Annotated in this window: 18 protein-coding genes; 7 read left to right on the top strand and 11 right to left on the bottom strand. The window is 49.9% G+C overall.

The window, feature by feature from the left end:
* Positions 1-68: 68 nt before the first annotated feature.
* The 6 genes from lapB to aroA all read right to left on the bottom strand — a co-directional run bounded on the left by lapB (position 69) and on the right by aroA (position 6,050).
* Positions 69-1,238: a lipopolysaccharide assembly protein LapB gene (lapB, locus tag C9I92_RS12000; RefSeq protein WP_047883351.1), complete on the bottom strand. Its 1,170-nt coding sequence runs from the start codon at positions 1,236-1,238 to the stop codon at positions 69-71.
* Between the two features lie 6 nt (positions 1,239-1,244).
* On the bottom strand, positions 1,245-1,529 hold the full coding sequence (locus tag C9I92_RS11995; RefSeq protein WP_047883350.1) for a LapA family protein: 285 nt from the start codon (positions 1,527-1,529) through the stop codon (positions 1,245-1,247).
* A gap of 201 nt (positions 1,530-1,730) precedes the next feature.
* Positions 1,731-2,021 carry an integration host factor subunit beta gene (gene ihfB / locus C9I92_RS11990; protein WP_047883349.1) on the bottom strand — a complete coding sequence of 97 codons (291 nt, stop codon included), beginning with the start codon at positions 2,019-2,021 and terminating at the stop codon, positions 1,731-1,733.
* Between the two features lie 72 nt (positions 2,022-2,093).
* Positions 2,094-3,764 carry a 30S ribosomal protein S1 gene (gene rpsA / locus C9I92_RS11985; protein ID WP_047883348.1) on the bottom strand — a complete coding sequence of 557 codons (1,671 nt, stop codon included), beginning with the start codon at positions 3,762-3,764 and terminating at the stop codon, positions 2,094-2,096.
* Positions 3,765-3,863: 99 nt separating this feature from the next.
* Positions 3,864-4,547, bottom strand: a complete 684-nt coding sequence (gene cmk / locus C9I92_RS11980) for a (d)CMP kinase (protein ID WP_047883347.1) — start codon at positions 4,545-4,547, stop codon at positions 3,864-3,866.
* Between the two features lie 222 nt (positions 4,548-4,769).
* A complete protein-coding gene (gene aroA / locus C9I92_RS11975) occupies positions 4,770-6,050 on the bottom strand; it encodes a 3-phosphoshikimate 1-carboxyvinyltransferase (RefSeq protein ID WP_047883346.1) in 1,281 nt (426 codons plus the stop codon).
* Between the two features lie 141 nt (positions 6,051-6,191).
* Between aroA and C9I92_RS11970 the strand changes: the two genes are divergently transcribed.
* The gene (locus tag C9I92_RS11970; RefSeq protein ID WP_242551852.1) at positions 6,192-6,767 is read left to right on the top strand and encodes a lipocalin family protein; all 576 of its coding nucleotides are present in this window, start codon (positions 6,192-6,194) and stop codon (positions 6,765-6,767) included.
* Between the two features lie 107 nt (positions 6,768-6,874).
* On the opposite strand, the gene serC is transcribed toward C9I92_RS11970, so the two are convergent.
* Positions 6,875-7,957, bottom strand: a complete 1,083-nt coding sequence (gene serC / locus C9I92_RS11965) for a 3-phosphoserine/phosphohydroxythreonine transaminase (RefSeq protein WP_047883345.1) — start codon at positions 7,955-7,957, stop codon at positions 6,875-6,877.
* 225 nt (positions 7,958-8,182) lie between these two features.
* The gene (gene gyrA, locus C9I92_RS11960) at positions 8,183-10,843 is read right to left on the bottom strand and encodes a DNA topoisomerase (ATP-hydrolyzing) subunit A (protein WP_047883344.1); all 2,661 of its coding nucleotides are present in this window, start codon (positions 10,841-10,843) and stop codon (positions 8,183-8,185) included.
* A 500-nt stretch (positions 10,844-11,343) separates the two neighbouring features.
* Here gyrA and C9I92_RS25430 point away from each other — a divergent pair, with 500 nt between their 5' ends.
* The 6 genes from C9I92_RS25430 to C9I92_RS11935 all read left to right on the top strand — a co-directional run bounded on the left by C9I92_RS25430 (position 11,344) and on the right by C9I92_RS11935 (position 17,510).
* Positions 11,344-11,490, top strand: a complete 147-nt coding sequence (locus C9I92_RS25430; protein WP_169776005.1) for a hypothetical protein — start codon at positions 11,344-11,346, stop codon at positions 11,488-11,490.
* A gap of 208 nt (positions 11,491-11,698) precedes the next feature.
* A complete protein-coding gene (ubiG, locus tag C9I92_RS11955; protein ID WP_047883343.1) occupies positions 11,699-12,406 on the top strand; it encodes a bifunctional 2-polyprenyl-6-hydroxyphenol methylase/3-demethylubiquinol 3-O-methyltransferase UbiG in 708 nt (235 codons plus the stop codon).
* Between the two features lie 280 nt (positions 12,407-12,686).
* The gene (locus C9I92_RS11950; RefSeq protein WP_047883342.1) at positions 12,687-13,343 is read left to right on the top strand and encodes an HAD family hydrolase; all 657 of its coding nucleotides are present in this window, start codon (positions 12,687-12,689) and stop codon (positions 13,341-13,343) included.
* A gap of 404 nt (positions 13,344-13,747) precedes the next feature.
* Positions 13,748-16,012 carry a class 1a ribonucleoside-diphosphate reductase subunit alpha gene (gene nrdA, locus C9I92_RS11945; protein ID WP_047883341.1) on the top strand — a complete coding sequence of 755 codons (2,265 nt, stop codon included), beginning with the start codon at positions 13,748-13,750 and terminating at the stop codon, positions 16,010-16,012.
* Between the two features lie 47 nt (positions 16,013-16,059).
* On the top strand, positions 16,060-17,193 hold the full coding sequence (gene nrdB, locus C9I92_RS11940) for a class Ia ribonucleoside-diphosphate reductase subunit beta (protein ID WP_047883609.1): 1,134 nt from the start codon (positions 16,060-16,062) through the stop codon (positions 17,191-17,193).
* Positions 17,190-17,510, top strand: coding sequence for a 2Fe-2S iron-sulfur cluster-binding protein (locus C9I92_RS11935; RefSeq protein WP_047883340.1), 321 nt, complete (start codon positions 17,190-17,192; stop codon positions 17,508-17,510). Before nrdB ends, C9I92_RS11935 begins: the two co-directional genes overlap by 4 nt.
* Positions 17,511-17,688: 178 nt before the next feature.
* Here C9I92_RS11935 and C9I92_RS11930 read toward each other — a convergent pair whose 3' ends face one another.
* The 3 genes from C9I92_RS11930 to C9I92_RS11920 all read right to left on the bottom strand — a co-directional run bounded on the left by C9I92_RS11930 (position 17,689) and on the right by C9I92_RS11920 (position 20,337).
* Entirely contained in the window at positions 17,689-18,327 is a 639-nt protein-coding gene (locus tag C9I92_RS11930) for a LysE family translocator (protein ID WP_047883339.1), read from the bottom strand.
* Positions 18,328-18,537: 210 nt separating this feature from the next.
* Entirely contained in the window at positions 18,538-19,308 is a 771-nt protein-coding gene (locus tag C9I92_RS11925; protein WP_047883338.1) for a GNAT family N-acetyltransferase, read from the bottom strand.
* A gap of 210 nt (positions 19,309-19,518) precedes the next feature.
* Positions 19,519-20,337: a PhzF family phenazine biosynthesis protein gene (locus C9I92_RS11920; RefSeq protein ID WP_047883337.1), complete on the bottom strand. Its 819-nt coding sequence runs from the start codon at positions 20,335-20,337 to the stop codon at positions 19,519-19,521.
* Positions 20,338-20,620: the final 283 nt, after the last annotated feature.

Raw genomic sequence — 20,620 nt, 5'->3', positions numbered from 1 at the left:
CGAGGTTAATTGCGAAAAGACTAAATACAAAAAAGCCCGTTCATTGCTGAACGGGCTTTCAAGAATGCTTATTCACCATCAAGACCACGAATCGGTTTGACGGATCCCCACCCTTTACAGGAAGGACACTGCCAGTATAGAGAGTGCGTCGCAAATCCACACTGGCTGCACCGATAATGAGGCTTGGTTTTCAACTGCTCACCAACCAGGCCGCGCAATGTCGACAGGCTGTCTTTCGCCCGCCCTTCTTCGGCTTCGTCCAGGTGGTACTCCATCAGCTGATAAAAACCCTTCATGGTCGGATTTTTCTGGAGCTGCCGGGTCATGAACGTCTGCGCTAAGGTTGATCCCTCACGCTTGGCAATTTCATCAGCTAACATCAGCTCGGCGGTTGAACCAGCTTCATGTTCCACACAATAGTGCAGAAAACGCAGCCAGCCGGCTTCATTATTTGTGGCTTCATAACACTGCAGCAGCAAAGGCAGCGCCTCACCAACGAAGACGATGTCCTGCTCCACCACCTTTTCGAGTTGCTTGGCAGCCGCTTTAAAGTCGTCCTCAGTGATCAGGATTTTCGCCAGCATAATCGTTGCACGAACACAGGATTTATCAACCGACAGGGCTTTTTTCAGCATCTGCTTGGCTTTATCCGGATTTTGCGCACTCATTTCCAGCATCGCCATCTCACACCAGAAGTGAGCAATGTCATGCTTGAGCCGGGATTTCCCCATTTTGACCAGCTGCGTCGCCATTTCAATGGCTTTATCCCACTCGCGGGTCTGCTGGTATATGGTCAGCAGTTGTTGCAGCGCCCCTTTGCGATGATCGGGCTCATCCAGCAGCTGCTCAAAAATTTTCTCGGCCCGGTCAAAAAAGCCGGCGGCCATGTAGTCCTGTGCCAATTGCTGCAATGCAAGATTGCGCTGGTCAATGGTCAGGTTTGGACGTGCAATAAGGTTTTGGTGAATGCGGATAGCACGATCGACTTCGCCCCGGCTGCGGAACAGATTCCCCAGAGCCAGGTGCGTATCAATTGTTTCACTGTCAACTTGGAGCAGCTCAATAAACACATCAACTGCTTTGTCAGACTGATCTGACAGCAGTAAGTTTAACCCCGTCACGTACTGACGTGACATGTGGTGAGACTGCTCCTGTTGTTTGTTACTAGCGCTCCTGTTACCCATATACCAGCCGTAACCGGCGGCAATCGGCAATAACAGGAACAACAGCTCTAGCATTAACGATTATTCCTTAACAGGCTCAGCGCGTAACTGCTCCAGTTCTTTCTGCTGTTTAGCCACTTTTTTGCCTAGGCGATTTTTAGTGAAGCGGGCTTTCAGATACAGCAGGCCGCAAATCATCCAACCAATGATAAAACCGGCACCGAAGGCAATGCCAAGCAGAGTTGATAACTGGAACTCACCCTGAGCGAGCAAATAGTCAAAATTGACAAGCTGTTGGTTCTGGGCGCCTAACGCAAGGGTAAGTAAAAAGCAGGCAACCAATACGAGAACAGTCAGTATCTTCATCGTGAATCCTTCTCACTCGAATGAAAAATAGATTGTACCTATCTGCTAAAGTAAAAGCTCTATGTTTTAAAAAATTCGCTTACCTGTAAAGGCAGATGGTATGGGCTGATTATGCAGGATTTTGGCTCTACAGACCATGATCAAAACGCATAAAAAAAAACGGCACACTTAACAGCATGCCGTTTTTTTATTTATACGCGGTTAACCAATAATTGAAGCGTTAACGCGGTCGCGTAATTCCTTACCTGGTTTAAAGTGAGGAACGTACTTGCCGTCCAACTCAACCTTATCCCCGGTTTTAGGGTTACGACCTACACGTGGAGCGCGGTAATGTAAAGAGAAGCTACCAAAGCCACGGATTTCAATACGGTCACCTTCAGCGAGCGTTGAAGCCATGTGCTCAAGGATTTCCTTGATTGCATCTTCTACCTGTTTGGCAGAAAGATGTGTTTGTTGACTGCATAGTCTTTCAATTAATTCAGACTTTGTCATAAACACTCCGTTTTTAGTATGTTTCTCAATAGTATAACCGCTTAGGGGGAAAAATGATCCCCCTATGCTCAATTATTCGCCTTTAGCAGCTTTGAAAGCGTCAGCCATAGCGTTACCGAACGCAGCATCATCTTGCTTGTTCAGTGCAGCCATTGCTTCTTGCTCTTCAGCAACGTCTTTAGCGCGAACTGACAGGTTGATTACGCGGTTCTTACGATCAACGCCTGTGAATTTAGCTTCAACAGAATCGCCAACAGACAGAACCAGAGTTGCGTCTTCAACACGGTCAACAGAAGCTTCAGATGCACGCAGGTAACCTTCAACACCTTCAGCCAGCTCAACAGTTGCGCCTTTCGCGTCAACAGCAGTAACTGTACCAGTTACCAGAGCGCCTTTCTTGTTCATAGCAACGAAGCCGTTGAACGGATCTTCTTCGATTTGCTTGATGCCCAGAGAGATGCGCTCACGCTCAGCGTCAACAGCCAGAACAACTGCAGAGATTTCGTCGCCTTTCTTGAAGTCACGAACAGCGTCTTCGCCTGCAACATTCCAAGAAATGTCAGACAGGTGAACCAGACCGTCGATGCCGCCGTCAAGACCGATGAAGATACCGAAGTCAGTGATTGACTTGATCTTACCAGTTACGCGATCGCCTTTAGCTTGCATTTCTGCAAATGACTGCCATGGGTTCGCTTTACACTGTTTCAGACCTAGGCTGATACGACGACGTTCTTCGTCGATATCCAGAACCATAACTTCAACTTCATCGCCCACGTTAACAACTTTAGATGGGTGGATGTTCTTGTTAGTCCAATCCATCTCAGAAACGTGTACCAGACCTTCAACGCCTTCTTCGATTTCAACGAAGCAGCCGTAGTCAGTCAGGTTAGTTACGCGACCAGACAGCTTAGTGCCTTCTGGGTAACGCTTAGCGATAGCTACCCATGGATCTTCGCCCAGTTGCTTAAGGCCTAGTGATACGCGAGTACGCTCACGGTCGAACTTAAGAACTTTAACGTTGATCTCGTCGCCAACATTAACGATTTCAGATGGGTGCTTAACGCGCTTCCAAGCCATGTCAGTGATGTGCAGAAGACCGTCAACACCACCCAGATCTACGAACGCACCGTAGTCAGTCAGGTTCTTAACGATACCTTTAACTTCCATGCCTTCTTGTAGAGAAGCCAGCAGTTCGTCACGCTCAACGCTGTTTTCAGATTCGATAACTGCGCGGCGAGAAACAACTACGTTGTTACGCTTCTGGTCTAGCTTGATTACTTTGAACTCTAGCTCTTTGTTTTCCAGGTGAGCAGTGTCACGAACTGGACGAACGTCAACCAGTGAACCTGGTAGGAACGCACGGATACCGTTCAGTTCAACTGTGAAGCCGCCTTTAACTTTACCGTTGATGATACCAACAACAGTTTCAGCGTCTTCGTAAGCTTTCTCTAGAACGATCCAAGCTTCGTGGCGCTTCGCTTTCTCACGAGAAAGCTTAGTTTCACCAAAGCCGTCTTCAACAGCGTCAAGAGCAACGTCAACTTCTGCACCGATTTCGATTTCAATTTCGCCAGCAGCGTTCTTGAATTCTTCAGCAGGGATAGAAGACTCAGACTTCAGGCCTGCGTCAACCAGTACATAACCGTTTTCGATAGCTACAACAGTACCTTTAACGATGGCACCTTGACGTGTTTCTACTTCTTTTAGTGACTCTTCAAAGAGCTGAGCAAAAGATTCAGTCATTATTCAATCTTCAATTTAATAAACAACCACGGGTATCCTACCGCATGGGGTTGATAGTAAAGTCAGTTTTCATCCGTGAAACCGACGCGATCATGCTGATTACTCAGCAGATAATTTCTGTTCAATATACGCTAATGCCTGTTCGGTCACTTGCTCTATTGACATCTCAGTAGAGTCTAGCACCAAAGCATCAGCTGCGGGACGTAACGGCGCGACCGCGCGATTGCGATCTCGATGGTCACGTTCCTGAATTTCTTTCAAAAGGTGGTCAAAGTTAACATCTAAGCCTTTCTGTTGCAACTGCTTCATACGACGTTCTGCACGTTCCTCTGCACTTGCATCAAGGAAGATTTTCACTTCAGCCTGCGGGAAAACTACGGTTCCCATATCTCGGCCGTCAGCGACCAGACCCGGTGCTTCGCTGAAAGCACGCTGACGTCGCAGCAGCGCTTCACGCACGCGAGGCAGTGCCGCAACTTTGGAGGCAGCCATGCCGGTTTCTTCTTTACGAAGTTCGCCGGAAACATCTTCACCTTCCAGGATCACCTTCACCAACTCGCCTTCCGCAATGAATTCAACATCCAGATGCGCCGCCAGTGGTACCAGGGCATCTTCTGATTCCAGATCAACGCCGTGATGGATAGCCGCCAGAGCCAACACACGATAAATCGCACCTGAATCCAGAAGCTTCCAGCCCAGTTTTTCTGCCAACAGCATACACAGTGTGCCTTTACCGGCACCGCTTGGTCCATCGACAGTGATCACTGGCGCGTGAGTAGACATAGGTTTTCTCCGAACTTGTTCTAATGTAAGCAGTAATACGCATCTGCGCGAGTCAGACGGGCAACACTGATGCGTATTACCGCTCCCAAGCGGGGCCATAGTATACGGGAAAATAGGCGGTGATACCAATCTGTAATCCGGTTATCTTCTGGACCATTAACGAATAAAAAAACAACCCGCCGTGATGGCGGGTTGTCGGACAACGGTCTGAAATTATGCCAGTTACTGACTAAGAATGGCCAGTTTATCAAAGTAATCCGGGAAGGTTTTTGACGTACACTTCGGATCATTGATGGTTACCGGCGTATCACTCAATGCCACCAGCGAGAAACACATTGCGATACGGTGATCGTCGTAAGTATCGATGGCCGCATGCTGCAACTGAGCCGGCGGTGTGATAGTGATGAAATCTTCACCCTCTTCCACTTCCGCGCCCACTTTACGCAGCTCGGTTGCCATGGCACTGAGACGGTCAGTTTCTTTGACGCGCCAGTTGTACACATTGCGAATTGCGGTCGTACCTTCCGCAAACAACGCCGCAGTAGCGATGGTCATGGCAGCATCAGGGATGTGGTTGAAGTCCATATCAATGGCTTTTAATTCACCTTTGCGGGCAATTACATAGTCATCGCCCCATTCGATGTCAGCCCCCATCGCCGCCAGTGCGTCGGCAAACTGCACATCACCCTGAATACTTTTCTTGCCGATACCGGTGACTTTCACTTCACCACCGCGAATTGCGGCGGCAGCAAGGAAGTAAGACGCTGAGGACGCATCACCTTCCACCAGAAACTCACCCGGCGACTGGTAACTCTGCCCGCCTTTAACGATAAAGGCCTGGTAGTTCTGATTTTCCACGTTCACGCCAAACTGAGCCATGATATGCAGAGTGATATCAATATAAGGCTTGGAAACCAGATCGCCGATGATGCGAATTTCGGTATCCGCTTCAGCCAGCGGGGCCGCCATCAGAAACGCGGTTAGGAACTGGCTGGAAATCGAACCGTCAATCTCAACCCTGCCACCTTTCAGTCCGGTTCCGGTTATGTTCAGCGGCGGAAAACCATCGTTTTCCAGATAGGTGATATCTGCCCCGGCAGAACGCAGCGCATCAACCAAGTGGCCAATCGGACGCTCTTTCATACGTGGTTCGCCAGTCAGGATGTACTCCCCTTGCCCGAGGCAAAGAGCCGCTGCCAGCGGACGCATCGCCGTACCGGCATTTCCCAGAAACAGCTCCAAGGGCTGAGCAGAATGAAATGCACCGCCCACTCCCGTCACTTCGCAAACAGTTTTATCGTCGGACAACTGGTAGTTCACGCCCAACAAGCTCAGGGCATTGAGCATATGACGAATATCGTCACTGTCGAGCAGATTGGTCAGGCGGGTTGTCCCATTTGCTAACGCAGCCAACAGCAAGGCGCGGTTGGAAACACTTTTTGAACCCGGCAGGTTCACAGTACCATTGATCTTGTTTATCGGCTGTAACGTTAAACTTTCCATCTGTATTATCTTTAATCCTGTTTGGTCACAGTCTCAGCAGAGTAACCAATAATATGGCGGTTCGCCAGTCCTGTTTAAGGTCTAATTTTGCTGTTTTGACCCGTTAGTGCGCTTTTTTCCTCAAACTTATCAGGAGATACCATGAACTGGCTGATGTGCCTTTGTCGAAAACAACGTGATCGATTCATCATTCCCTTGTTTGCACTGTTCTTTTTACAGGGATGTACCGGAATACCGGACAACATTCAGCCAGTCTCATCTTTTGATGTGAACCGTTACCTGGGAACCTGGTATGAAATTGCCCGGCTGGATCACTCTTTTGAACGCGGCCTGACCCAAGTCTCCGCAACATATGAAAAGAATAGCGATGGCTCAATCAGCGTGCTGAACCGTGGTTATGACCCAAGTCATCAAGAATGGAAGCAGGCTGAGGGGCGCGCCGTTTTTGTCGGTGAGCCAAACAAAGCACACCTGAAAGTTTCATTCTTTGGCCCGTTTTACAGCAGCTATGTGGTGTTTTATCTCGAGCCGGATTATTCAGTGGCACTCGTCAGTGGCTACAATAAGGAATATTTCTGGATTCTCGCCCGTCAACCGTCATTAACAGAGACGCAACTGGGCAATTACCTGCAGCGGGCTCGAGAGGCTGGTTTTGCCGTCGACAACCTGATCTACCCCCAACCGCCGCTGAAATCAAAAGCATCTGTTGATGAATAAAATTTAAGGCTAAGAACAGAAAACGGCGCCGCAGTCCTGCATGGAAAAAGAAAAAGCCGCACTCGGCGGCTTTTTACTTGTACAACAATGTCGTCTCACGACTTCACTCAGGCATTGTCCTGCTCAAACTTCACCATGAAGTCGACCAGAGCCTGAACACCTTCAATAGGCATTGCGTTGTAGATAGACGCACGCATTCCACCGACCGCGCGGTGCCCTGCCAGCGCCTTCAGACCCGCCGCTTCAGCCTGCTCCAGGAACAGGGCATCAAGTTCAGGGTTCTTCAGCTGGAACGGGACATTCATCAGAGAACGGTTGTCCGAATGGACCTCATTACGGTAAAACGCTGACTGATCGATGTAATCGTAAAGTACCTTGGCTTTGGCTTCATTGCGTTTTTGCATTTCTGCCACACCGCCAATGGATTTCAGCCACTTGAAGACTTCACCGGCCAGGTACCAGGCAAATGTCGGCGGGGTGTTAAACATCGACTCTTTATCGACCTGTACGGTGTAATCCAGCACGCTTGGCAGGGCAGCTCTGGCTTTACCCAGCAAATCATCACGGACAATCACAATCGTCAGGCCGGCAGGACCGATGTTCTTCTGTGCACCAGCATAGATTACCCCATATTTGGAGACATCAATTTCACGGGACAGAATTGTTGAGGACAAGTCCGCGACAATCGGTTTATCGGTAACAGGCAAGTCACGGATTTCAATCCCGTCGATAGTTTCGTTCGGGCAGAAATGTACAAATGCTGCATCATCTGACAGCGGCCATTGTGCGGCAGGCAGCACTGCACGTTTACCGTCTTTTTCACAGGTAATATCAATGATATTCGGCGAACAGTATTTTTCCGCCTCTTCGGCCGCGCTATGAGCCCAGTAGCCACCATCCACATAATCGGCACTGCTGGCCTCACCCAACAGGTTCAGCGGTACAGCCGCAAACTGAGCACGAGCCCCGCCATGGCAGAACAGAACGTGGTAATTATCAGGGATGGACAGCAGGTCACGCAGGTCTTGCTCGGACTGCTTGGCGACGACTACGAACTCTTTGCTGCGGTGACTGATTTCCATCACCGATGTGCCCAGTCCATTCCAGTCGATCAGCTCTTGCTGTGCTTTTTTTAAAACCTCTGCCGGGATCATTGCCGGTCCGGCGCAAAAATTATAAACCTGCTCCATGATGAAAGACTTGCTCCTGCTATAAAACATGGGGTTACATTATAGTTGCGACACAAGTCACAAATGTTTTCTGACAGTTTGTGACCAGGATCGAATACCTGTTTTTACACCTTTATGACGGCGCTGAAAAGGGTTTCATGACGAATTCCTTCATCCTCTTTTTTCAGCCATAAAAAAACGCAGCCCGAAGGCTGCGTTTAATACATGAAGATACACACTCAGGGATTATTCCTGATCGGTATCCTGCTCAGCAGAATCATCATTGCCAGCATCTTCGTCAGATACTGATGACTCAGTGCTATCAGCCTCGTTCTCAGCGTTAATCACGTCGCCTTCGAGAGCATCATTCAGCTCATCTTCTTCAGGCTCTTCGATACGCTGCAGACCAACAACCTGCTCGTCTTCTGAAGTACGAATCAGCGTCACACCCTGGGTGTTTCGGCCAACACGGCTCACTTCCGCCACACGGGTACGAACAAGCGTACCGCCATTGGTGATCATCATGAACTCGTCGCCGTCCAGTACCTGGATAGCACCGACAACGCTACCGTTACGCTCGGTCACTTTGATCGATACCACGCCCTGTGTAGCACGACTCTTCGCCGGGTACTCAAGCAGCTCAGTACGCTTACCAAAGCCGTTTTCGGTCACAGTCAAGACATCGCCGTCGTTATGAGGAACGATCAGTGACACCACTTTGTCGTTCTCTGCCAGCTTAATACCGCGTACACCTGCCGCAGTACGGCCCATGCCACGAACCTGCTCTTCAGAGAAACGTACCACTTTACCGGCTTTCGAGAACAGCATGATGTCATCGCCGCCAGCGGTGATATCAACACCGATCAGGGAGTCGCCATCACGCAGGTTCACTGCAATGATACCGGCGCTACGCGGACGGCTGAAATCAGTCAGCGGGGTCTTCTTCACGGTACCGTCAGCGGTAGCCATGAAGATAAACTTGTTCTCTTCGTATTCTTTCACCGGCAGGATGGCAGTAATACGCTCACCTTCTTCCAGCGGCAGAATGTTCACGATCGGCTTACCACGTGCAGTCCGGCTGGCCTGTGGCAACTGGTATACTTTCAGCCAGTACATACGGCCGCGGCTTGAGAAGCACAGAATGGTATCGTGCGTATTCGCCACCAGCAGACGTTCGATGAAGTCTTCATCCTTCATACGGGTGGCTGCTTTACCTTTACCGCCACGACGCTGTGCTTCATAGTCGCTCAGCACCTGGTATTTCACGTAACCTTCATGAGACAGAGTTACCACAACATCTTCCTGAGTGATCAGGTCTTCCAGATCGATATCATGGCTGGCCGCAGTGATTTCAGTACGACGAGGGTCGTTAAACTGCTCTTTCACCGCTTCCAGTTCTTCACGAATCACTTCCATCAGACGCTCAGAACTACCCAGGATATGCAGCAATTCTGCAATTTCACCCAGCAGAGTTTTGTACTCGTCGAGGATTTTCTCATGCTCAAGGCCTGTCAGTTTGTGCAGACGCAGATCCAGAATAGCTTGCGCCTGTTGCTCAGTCAGGAAGTACTGACCGTCACGGATACCGTATTGCGGTTCCAGCCACTCAGGACGCGCCGCATCAGTACCGGCACGTTCCAGCATTGCCGCAACGTTGCCCAGGTCCCAACCGCGAGCGATCAGACCGGCACGGGCTTCCGCTGGTGTCGGTGCTTTACGGATCAGGTCGATGATTTCATCTATGTTAGCCAGCGCCAGTGCCAAACCTTCAAGGATGTGGGCACGTTCACGGGCTTTACGTAGTTCAAAAATTGTACGACGTGTCACCACTTCACGGCGGTGGTTCACGAAGCACTTCAGCATCTCTTTCAGGTTGAACGTTTTAGGCTGACCGTTATCCAGGGCCACCATGTTGATACCGAAAGTTGTTTGCAGCTGAGTTTGTGCGTACAGGTTATTCAGTACCACTTCGCCCACAGCATCGCGCTTACATTCGATAACGATGCGCATACCGTCTTTATCAGACTCGTCGCGCAGCGCGCTGATGCCTTCAACTTTCTTCTCTTTAACCAGTTCAGCGATCTTTTCAATCAGACGTGCTTTGTTCACCTGGTACGGGATCTCAGTAACAATGATGCTTTCGCGGCCATTTTTGTCACTTTCGATATCCGCTTTAGAGCGCATGTAAACTTTACCACGACCGGTCTTATAGGCATCAATGATACCTTTACGGCCACTGATCATCGCAGCAGTCGGGAAGTCCGGACCTGGAATATATTCCATCAGCTGGTCGATAGTGATGCTTTCATCATCGATATACGCCAGACAGCCGTCGATCACTTCACCCAGGTTATGAGGAGGAATGTTGGTTGCCATACCTACCGCGATACCTGACGAACCGTTCACCAGTAGGTTAGGAATCTTCGTTGGCAGTACCGCAGGGATTTGTTCTGTACCGTCGTAGTTAGGTACGTAGTCAACCGTTTCTTTTTCCAGATCAGCCAGCAGCTCGTGGGCAATCTTGGACATACGTACTTCGGTATAACGCATTGCAGCGGCGGAGTCGCCATCGATCGAACCGAAGTTACCTTGACCATCTACCAGCATGTAGCGAAGCGAGAAAGGTTGCGCCATACGTACAATCGTGTCGTATACCGCACTGTCACCATGGGGGTGATATTTACCGATTACGTCACCGACCACACGGGCAGATTTTTTATATGCTTTATTCCAGTCATTGCCCAATACATTCATCGCGAACAAAACGCGACGGTGTACCGGCTTAAGGCCATCACGCACATCAGGAAGAGCACGACCCACGATAACGGACATCGCGTAGTCGAGATACGAGCCTTTCAGCTCCTCTTCAATGTTTACGGGCGTGATCTCTTTTGCAAGATCGCTCATGGAGCCAATATCCCTCAGGTAATTTCTGTCGTATACGTATACCAAACGGCATAGCTATCACATATTTAGAGTTATCACACGTCAGGACGGGCCTTCGTGATGTGATACCTATAGCGTTTGGAACCATACGTGCAAGGTGCGAGAATATAGCATATTTCAGTCTAGATAGGCACACCTTTCACTATGATGTTGTGAGTAATTTAGCGGATTAGTAAAAAATCGAAAGTGCTTATTTATCAAATTGGCACAGAACAGTTCACTTTTCACCCAACCCCTGTTTTTTGCGACTTTTCCTGTTTTGTACCGAATCAGACTAAATTGCAACCAGTTGTAAATTAGCGATCGATGCGGCAGTTTCACACTTTTGTCACCAAGCTGTTCAGAGTCTGAACGTGAAACCTGATCCTTATCAACATTGCCCTTTTTTCACCCGCTACAATAATCCTGTATCGCGATATTTGTGTTTTTCTACAACCCGTTACATTTAAGCGGAGGTCTGTATGTTAAGCCAAGCTATCAATACCATCGGCATGTGCATTATGGGTGGGAAATACCTGCTTATTGTGATTTTAGCCGCCACTATGCTGTTATCCGGTAACGTTCAGGCAGAAATGCTGGCATTCAGCCACCTGGACCCGACGGAGTAATTACACTGCTCACCCGTGACAGGGCTAATGAACCCGGTCGTTTTACCATCGGCTCACTGGCTGTCGGCCTGTCACCTTACTAAACCAACCTTAAATCAAAAGATGGCGCGCCTGGATCACGCTCCGGGCGGTTTTTCACACTGCTGTATTACCTCTGGGACGGTTTTCGCTATAATGTGGTCATTAATAAGGAATATGGCAATATCAGATGACTAAGCAGTTAAACGTCGATCCGGCTGAAATCAGTAAATTCGAAGAGATGGCGTCCCGCTGGTGGGATCTCGAAGGTGAATTCAAGCCGCTACACCAAATTAACCCGTTACGCCTGAACTTCGTCATGGATCATGCCGGTGGTCTGTTTGGCAAAAAAGTGCTGGATGTCGGCTGCGGCGGCGGCATTCTGGCTGAAAGTATGGCCGTTGAAGGTGCTGAAGTAACCGGTCTGGACATGGGTAAAGAGCCTCTGACGGTCGCCCGACTGCACGCCCTTGAAACCGGCACTAAGCTGGAGTACGTCCAGCGGACGGCGGAAGAGCAAGCAGAAATGTTCCCTGAAACCTACGACGTCGTTACCTGCATGGAGATGCTGGAACACGTCCCACAGCCAGCTTCTGTCATTGCCGCTTGTGCCAAAATGGTTAAACCGGGCGGCCACGTGTTCTTCTCGACCCTGAACCGCAATCTGAAATCGTACCTGTTTGCGATTGTCGGTGCCGAGCAACTGCTGAAGCTAGTGCCTAAAGGCACTCATGATCACGAGAAGTTTATCCGTCCTTCAGAGCTGCTGGCGATGATCGACAACACACCGTTGCAGGAACGTCACATCACGGGTTTGCACTACAATCCGCTGACTGATAAGTACTGGCTGGGCAAAAACGTGGACGTGAACTACATCGTTCATACCGTGAAGCTTTAAAACGATCACGCTCATTTGGCAAAGAATCCGCAGGGACTTTCTCAAGATCGCTGCCAAAGACTTTGCCAAAAACAAGCCACACATTAACAGCTGCGGGCATCGCCTCTTCGGCACTGCTTCTTCGGTATTGCTTCTTCGGCATGACTCCGCAGCTGTTATGACATCGCAAAAAGATGTTGCAAGCAGAAAGATGTCACTCGCAGGAAACCTGCGTCCCCTTGCTTCGCCCTGATGCCAGCCACTACACTAATGTCAGTTTGTCATTACAAGGAAACGTACCATGGCATCAACGATCAAGGCTGTCCTGTTTGATTTGGACGGCACCCTTCTTGACACCGCACCAGACATGGCTGACGCCGCTAACCGGGTACTCGCCGACTATGATCATCCCCCGCTGTCTGATGAACAAATTCGTGCCAACACCAGCTACGGTGCCCGGGGATTGCTGACCGCCGGTTTCGGCACAATTCCGTCGCACCTCGATATACATCAGCTACGCCTGCAATTTCTTGACTACTACGAGCAAAATATCTGCGTTAATACGTCTCTGTATCATGGTATTAGCCCGATGCTGACAGCGCTTGATAACATGCAGCTGCCATGGGGGATCATGACCAATAAACCCGGTTTTCTTACTGAGTTGCTTTTGCCATTTTTCCCGGAACTGATGCGCGCACGCGTCATCGTATGCGGCGATACTCTGTCAGTCGCCAAGCCCCATCCGGCTCCCCTGCTGCATGCCTGTGAAATGATGGGAATTCAGCATCAGCATTGCGCCTATATTGGTGACATCGAAAAAGACATGATTGCCGCCAGAGCAGCCAGTATGCCGGGCTATGTGGCCGGATGGGGATATATTGGCGCTGACCATACGCCACAGGCATGGCAGGCAACGGGGATTTTATCCCACCCGGGAGATCTACTTTCCATTTTATAAACCCCGTTTTTACGGGCTAACTAGCCAAGAAATAACCAGAAAATTTTGTATCATCCGACCTGTACAATGAGGGTCAAAAATCAAGGATTTTTTTTTCGGCGCCCCCAAATTCGGGGCGAATTTTTTTTGCATTTTTCTATGATATTGTCAGACCTGCGCAAATCGGTTAGTTGGCACTAACTAAAAATTATAAGTCCCCATGTTATCCACAGCCGGTTAAAAAATACCACCTTGCATTACCCCATTATCATCACTATCTTGTAACTCAAATAGCTCAACACCCCAATATATAGTGTTTGTAACGATTGGCTGAAACCTAACAAAGATCACACTCTTTGTTCACGTTCGTGCTAATTTTTGCAAAACTCCCTGTTTTGGGCTGATATCCGGGAAAACGACCAAAAATGAATCAACAGCTCACTGTTACCAAGCGTGATGGACGCAAAGAAAACATCGATCTGGAAAAAATTCACCGTGTGATCACCTGGGCCGCTGAAGGTCTGGAAAACGTCTCGGTCTCTCAGGTCGAACTCAAGTCTCACATTCAGTTTTACGACGGCATCAAAACTGAAGACATCCACGAAACCATCATCAAGGCAGCAGCTGATCTGATCTCGGAAGAGACACCTGATTACCAGTACCTGGCTGCACGACTGGCTATCTTCCACCTGCGTAAGAAAGCCTACGGCCAGTTTGAGCCACCAGCACTGTACGACCATGTCACCGGTCTGGTTGAGAAAGGCAAGTACGACAAACACCTGCTGGAAGACTACAGCAAAGAAGAACTTGACCTGATGGATACCTACATCGATCACTGGCGCGATATGAACTTCTCATACGCAGCAGTGAAACAGCTGGAAGGTAAATATCTGGTTCAGAACCGTGTCAGCGGCGAAATTTACGAAAGCGCCCAGTTCCTGTACATGATGATCGCGGCGTGTCTGTTCAGCAAATACCCACGCGAAACACGTCTGGACTACATCAAACGTTTCTATGACGCGGTATCTCTGTTCAAAATTTCACTGCCAACGCCAATCATGTCTGGCGTGCGCACCCCTACTCGTCAGTTCAGCTCTTGTGTACTGATCGAGTGTGATGACAGCCTGGATTCTATCAACGCCACAGCCAGCGCCATCGTGCGTTACGTGTCTCAGCGTGCCGGTATCGGTATTAACGCAGGCCGTATTCGTGCTCTGGGTTCTGAAATTCGCGGCGGCGAAGCGTACCACACCGGTTGTATCCCATTTTACAAGTACTTCCAGACCGCGGTGAAATGCTGTTCTCAAGGCGGTGTACGCGGCGGCGCGGCCACCCTATTCTACCCAATCTGGCACGGCGAAGTGGAATCACTGCTGGTGCTGAAAAACAACCGTGGCGTGGAAGAAAACCGTGTTCGTCACATGGACTACGGCGTACAGATCAACAAACTGATGTACACCCGTCTGATCAAAGGCGACAACATCAGCCTGTTCTCGCCATCTGACGTTCCTGGACTGTACGATGCGTTCTTCGCGGATCAGGCAGAATTTGAACGTCTGTACGTGAAATACGAGCAAGACCCAAGCATCAAGCGCAAAACAATCAAAGCCATTGACCTGTTTTCACTGCTGATGCAAGAGCGCGCCTCAACCGGCCGTATCTATATTCAGAACGTTGACCACTGTAACACGCATAGCCCGTTCGACCCGTCTGTTGCACCGATTCGCCAGTCAAACCTGTGTCTGGAAATCGCACTGCCGACCAAACCACTGAACAACGTGGAAGACGAGAACGGTGAAATTGCCCTGTGTACGCTGTCTGCGTTCAACCTGGGTGCCATTGACTCTCTGGATGATCTGGAAGAGCTTGCGGACCTGACCGTTCGTGCACTGGATGCCCTGCTGGATTATCAGGACTACCCACTGCCGGCGGCGTTCCGTGCAACCATGAACCGTCGTACCCTGGGTGTGGGCGTTATTAACTTCGCTTACTACCTGGCTAAACACGGCGTTCGCTACTCAGACGGCAGCGCAAACAACCTGACACACGAAGCGTTTGAAGCCATTCAGTACTACCTGCTGAAAGCGTCTTTGGGTCTGGCTAAAGAACAAGGCGCGTGCCCGGCGTTTAACGAAACAACGTACGCTCAAGGCATTCTGCCGATTGATACTTATAAGAAAGATATCGACAACATCTGCTCTGCAGAACTGCGTTACGACTGGGAAGCACTTCGTGAGGAAATCAAAACTCACGGCCTGCGCAACTCGACACTGTCTGCCCTGATGCCTTCTGAGACATCATCGCAGATCTCAAACGCGACCAACGGCATTGAGCCTCCTCGCGGGTACGTGTCAGTGAAAGCGTCTAAAGACGGTATCCTGAAGCAGGTAGTGCCTGAGTACACCAAGTACAAAGACAACTACGAACTGCTGTGGAACATCGGAAGCAACGACGGTTACCTGCAGTTGGTGGGTATCATGCAGAAGTTCATCGATCAGGCGATCTCTGCCAACACCAACTACGACCCGAGCAAGCAAGCAGGCGGCAAAGTGCCAATGAAACTGTTGCTAAAAGACCTGCTAACAGCGTATAAACTCGGCGTGAAAACCTTGTACTACCACAACACTCGTGATGGTGCATCCGATGCCCAAGGTGACGTTGCAGACGACTGCACAAGCTGCAAAATTTAAAAGTTAGATGAATGGGAGCTTCGGCTCCCATTGATGTTGAGGATAAGATGGCATACAGCACTTTTTGTCAAACCAATAACGATCAAATGAAAGAGCCGATGTTTTTCGGCCAGTCAGTTAACGTTGCTCGTTATGACCAACAAAAATTTGAGATTTTTGAAAAGCTGATCGAAAAACAGCTTTCCTTCTTCTGGCGTCCGGAAGAAGTGGATGTATCCGGTGATCGCATCGATTTCAATAACCTGCCGGACCATGAGCGCCACATTTTTATCAGTAACCTGAAATATCAGACCCTACTGGACTCCATTCAGGGCCGCAGCCCGAACGTCGCACTACTGCCAATCGTGTCGCTTCCTGAGCTGGAAACCTGGATTGAGACTTGGTCTTTCTCTGAAACCATTCACTCGCGCTCTTACACCCATATCATCCGTAATATCGTGAACAACCCAAGTGTGGTCTTTGACGATATCGTGGATAACGAGCACATCATCAAACGTGCGGGTGACATTTCTAAATACTACGATGACCTGATCAGCGCCACCAACGACTACCACCGTCTTGGTGAAGGTACGCACACCATTAATGGTAAAACCGTCGTCGTCAACCTACGTGAGATCAAGAAGAAACTGTACCTGTGCCTGATGTCTGTCAACGCACTGGAAGCGATTCGCTTCTACGTCAGCTTCGCATGTTCTTTTGCCTTTGCCGAGCGTGAGCTGATGGAAGGGAACGCGAAAATCATCAAGCTGATCGCCCGTGACGAAGCCCTGCACCTGACAGGCACTCAGCACATTCTGAACCTGCTACGTACCGGTCAGGACGATCCTGAGATGGCTGAAATTGCCGCTGAGTGCCATGAGCAGTGTTTCCACATCTTCAAAGATGCGGCCATTCAGGAAAAAGAGTGGGCAGAATACCTGTTCAAAGACGGTTCGATGATTGGTCTGAATAAAGACATCCTGTGCCAGTACGTGGAATACATCACGAACCTGCGTATGGCGTCTGTGGGTCTGGAACATGCCTTCCCGGGCGCGACGCAGAACCCGATTCCTTGGATCAACTCCTGGTTGTCTTCTGACAACGTTCAGGTCGCCCCACAAGAAGCAGAAATCAGTTCCTACCTGGTTGGCCAGATCGACAACGATGTCAGCGCCGACGATTTGGGTGATTTCGAGCTATGAGTCAAATCACCATCAAGGTGAATGGCATGAAGGTTCACGGCAACAGCCGTGAGCCTTTGCTCATCCAGCTGGAGCGCGCCGGATTGCGTCCGGAATTCCAGTGCCGTGACGGTATGTGCGGTGCTTGTCGCTGCAAGCTGGCTGCCGGTGCGGTTGATCAGAAAGACAGCATGGCGTTTATTGCCCCCAATGAGATTCTGGCTTGTTGCGCGATTCCGAAATCCGGGGTCGAAGTTGAGTTCGCCTATGATATTGGCGAAACAGAGCAGGAAGACCTGACTAAAAACACGCTCTCTGGCACTGCCCACCGCTCCTGATCCCAACCCCTAATCAAGTTTGCTTCTCCGTTTAGGCTATTTCTCAGACAGGGCTATGTCTCAGATAAAACTTTGCCGCAAACAAGGCTAAATCACAGACCAGGTTGTATCGCAGACCAAGCGCTGCCAATGAAATCTGTGCTCTGCAAATCTGTGTTCAGCAACAACAACCGCCACATCAAGCACTTTGGCTCAGAGCCAGCTTGCACCCGAAATACACAAACAACCCACCTGCCAGTTTATTCAGCCAGACAGTAAATGCCGGATTGTGTCTCAGACGGGCCCCGAGTCTGGATGATGTCCAGACCAGAAACAGGCTCCAGAGCAGACTGTTAACATTGAAAATCACCCCAAGCAGAATAAATGACCAAGTCTTCTCCGTTGCATCAGGCGCGATGAACTGAGGCACAAAAGCCAGGAAGAACAGTGCCACTTTCGGATTCAGTGTGTTGGTAAGAAAACCCTGAAAATAGATGGCATTTAGCGGCATGCAAGCCGAGCCATAATTTAATGGCAGCTCCGGTGACGCATGGCGGGCACGCAACATGCCAAAGCCGATATACAGCAAGTACAGGCAACCGATGACTTTCACCACCGTAAAGGCAGTGGCCGAAGTAGCCAGCAAAGCCGATAGTCCCAACGCAGCAGCCAGCACATGCACCATAACCCCGGACGCAATTCCCAATGCCGCTACTGTCCCGGCGCGCCAACCTTGATGCGCACTGCGCCCGATAATATACAGCGAGTCCGGGCCCGGCGTGATGTTCAGCGCAAAGGCCGTAATAATAAACAATCCCAGTTCTGTAATGCCGTCCATGCTCTTCCTTTCGCTCTGATTAGTCTCGCGCTCGAATGAATCATTTTTGCACTTTGAGTATAAAAGTTTGCCCTGACCAAACCTGAATACAATCGTTGTTTTTCTCTAGCCTGGCGTTGTCTGGTGTGAATAGCCTCTCTCTGGCAAACGACATCCGATTCCGCAATCATCAATCGCCCGACCTAAGAGATACACGCTAAGAGATACACCCTAAGAGATACACAACGTATTTTGCATCCGTAAAACTACAACCGGACACCCCTGTACTGACACCACTTGTCTGCCCACGATATCAAACTGGCAGGACTGATACAGACGAATCGCCTTATGGTTAGAGGCTGTCACACAAAGGCTTATAGTGCCTGTACCTAATTCTGCTGAACAGACTTCAGTAACCTCATTGTCAGAAACCCGTTCTTGGGACACATCACACCCGCTTTCACCTGACTGCGTGATACCGGAGTGAGTAACCCCAAAGTTCGTGGGAACAGAATAATTCGCAACCGCCTCCGGCGTTACAGACAAGGTGGCCGAAGTAGCCGCATCAGAATAGCCTCGTGGCAGAGAAAGTACATACTTCAGTAACTGCCGGCCAATACCTTTCCCCTGCCAGCGGGGACAAACATACAGCCAGCCAATATGCACGCCTTGGGGTGAAACAGCTTTTTTATGAGGGGCTTTTTTATGAGGGGCTTTTTTGTGACGAGCATTATCAGAAGAAGCAATGTCATGCCGAGTTGCTGTCTGCAGAGGTTGGTTGCCTTGCGCTTCCAGGGTGATAAACCCCACGACCTGCTTGTCTCTCTCACAGACAAACACATCCGAGGCGAAGAACTGGCGTCTGGCAGGCAAATTGTCCTGCAGCGGCAAAATCACCAGTCCCTTTTCGGCAAACGCTTCACCGGCAAACTCAGCCGGCTTGCATTGCAGATAGATTTCCGTGACCGATTGCCAGTCGGTTTGGCGATAACGTCGAATCATAAAACGGGACTTAAATTCCTTTTCACGCCACATAAGAAGTGGGCAGCAGACTTACCGTTTATGCCATTCATACTGCCATTTATGTGATCGAAAACATGTCCTCACAGACATAGCTTCACGAACATAGCATCCGGCCATCATTTCCCGGGCGCAATGTGTTCGCTGCTTGCTTGCTTGCTTGCTTGCTTGCTTGCTTGCTTGCTTGCTTGCTTAGCATGATGGCAACATCAACTGCCCTTTCAATACGGTTACCGCTTGCCCTGACAGCTTGACCCTGTTGTCGTCGCAGAGCGTCATGTTTACCTGACCGCCTCGCGCGGAAGCCTGATAACCGCTCAGAGTTGTCAAATTCAGCATGTTCCCCCAGTAAGTTGCCAGCGCACAATGCGCCGAACCGGTCACCGGGTCTTCATTCACCCCCACCCAGGGAGCAAAATACCGGGAGATGATATCCGTCCCCTCCGCGGCACGTACCGAAATCAGCACACTGCGACCGGGCAACTGCTTCAAGGCAGAAAAGTCGGGTGACAAGGAACGCACAATGGCCTCATCGCTCACTTCTATAAAGTATTTGGTATCGAACAAACCCGACGCCACTACCTGCGATTCTGTCAGTCCCAATCCGCTCAGCAAGGCCTGAGGAAGTTGCGCGGAGGTATCCACCTCAGTGGCAGGAAAGTCCATCACAATGTCATTGTCACTGACCGTTACCCGCAAAACTCCGGACAAGGTGGAAAACGCGATCGTTTCCCCTTTTTCAATGCGTCCCAGCTCTTTGAGGACATGCGCCACAGACAAGGTCCCGTGCCCGCAAAGTGCAACCTCCACCTCTGGTGTAAACCATCGCAGGCGCATGTCATGCAGGAACAAAAAGGCGGTTTCCGAGACCGCCATTTCTCTGGCAATGGCCAGCATCAGCGTCTCATCCATGTGATGAGTGTACTCGGGCGGAATCAGACACACTGCCGCCGGGTTGCCTTTGAATGGTTCAGAGGTAAAAGCATCGACCTGAAAAACATCAAGATTCATGGGTATATCCATATTGTTTAGGGTGCAGCGTTTAAAACACTGCTGCGTCAAAGTATTGCGCTAAGGCAAAGTTCATCGCGCAATAAAACATCGCATAACAAAACAGAGAGCAATAAAACAGAGCGCGACAAAAACGGGGCTCCGCATAAGAGCCCCTTCGTACGGTCAGCATTTGTCATTTTTTCGCTACATTTACAATCTGGCGAGAATGTACTCCGCTTTGACACTGATGCCGGTTAACCTCTGCCGCTAAACGACTGCAAAAAAGCGACTGCAATAAAAC

This window comes from Photobacterium ganghwense (assembly GCF_003025595.1).
GTDB classification, from domain to species: Bacteria; Pseudomonadota; Gammaproteobacteria; order Enterobacterales; family Vibrionaceae; genus Photobacterium; species Photobacterium ganghwense.
The sequence above is the reverse complement of the archived record's forward strand: the minus strand, read 5'-3'. Positions and strand labels throughout refer to the sequence as shown.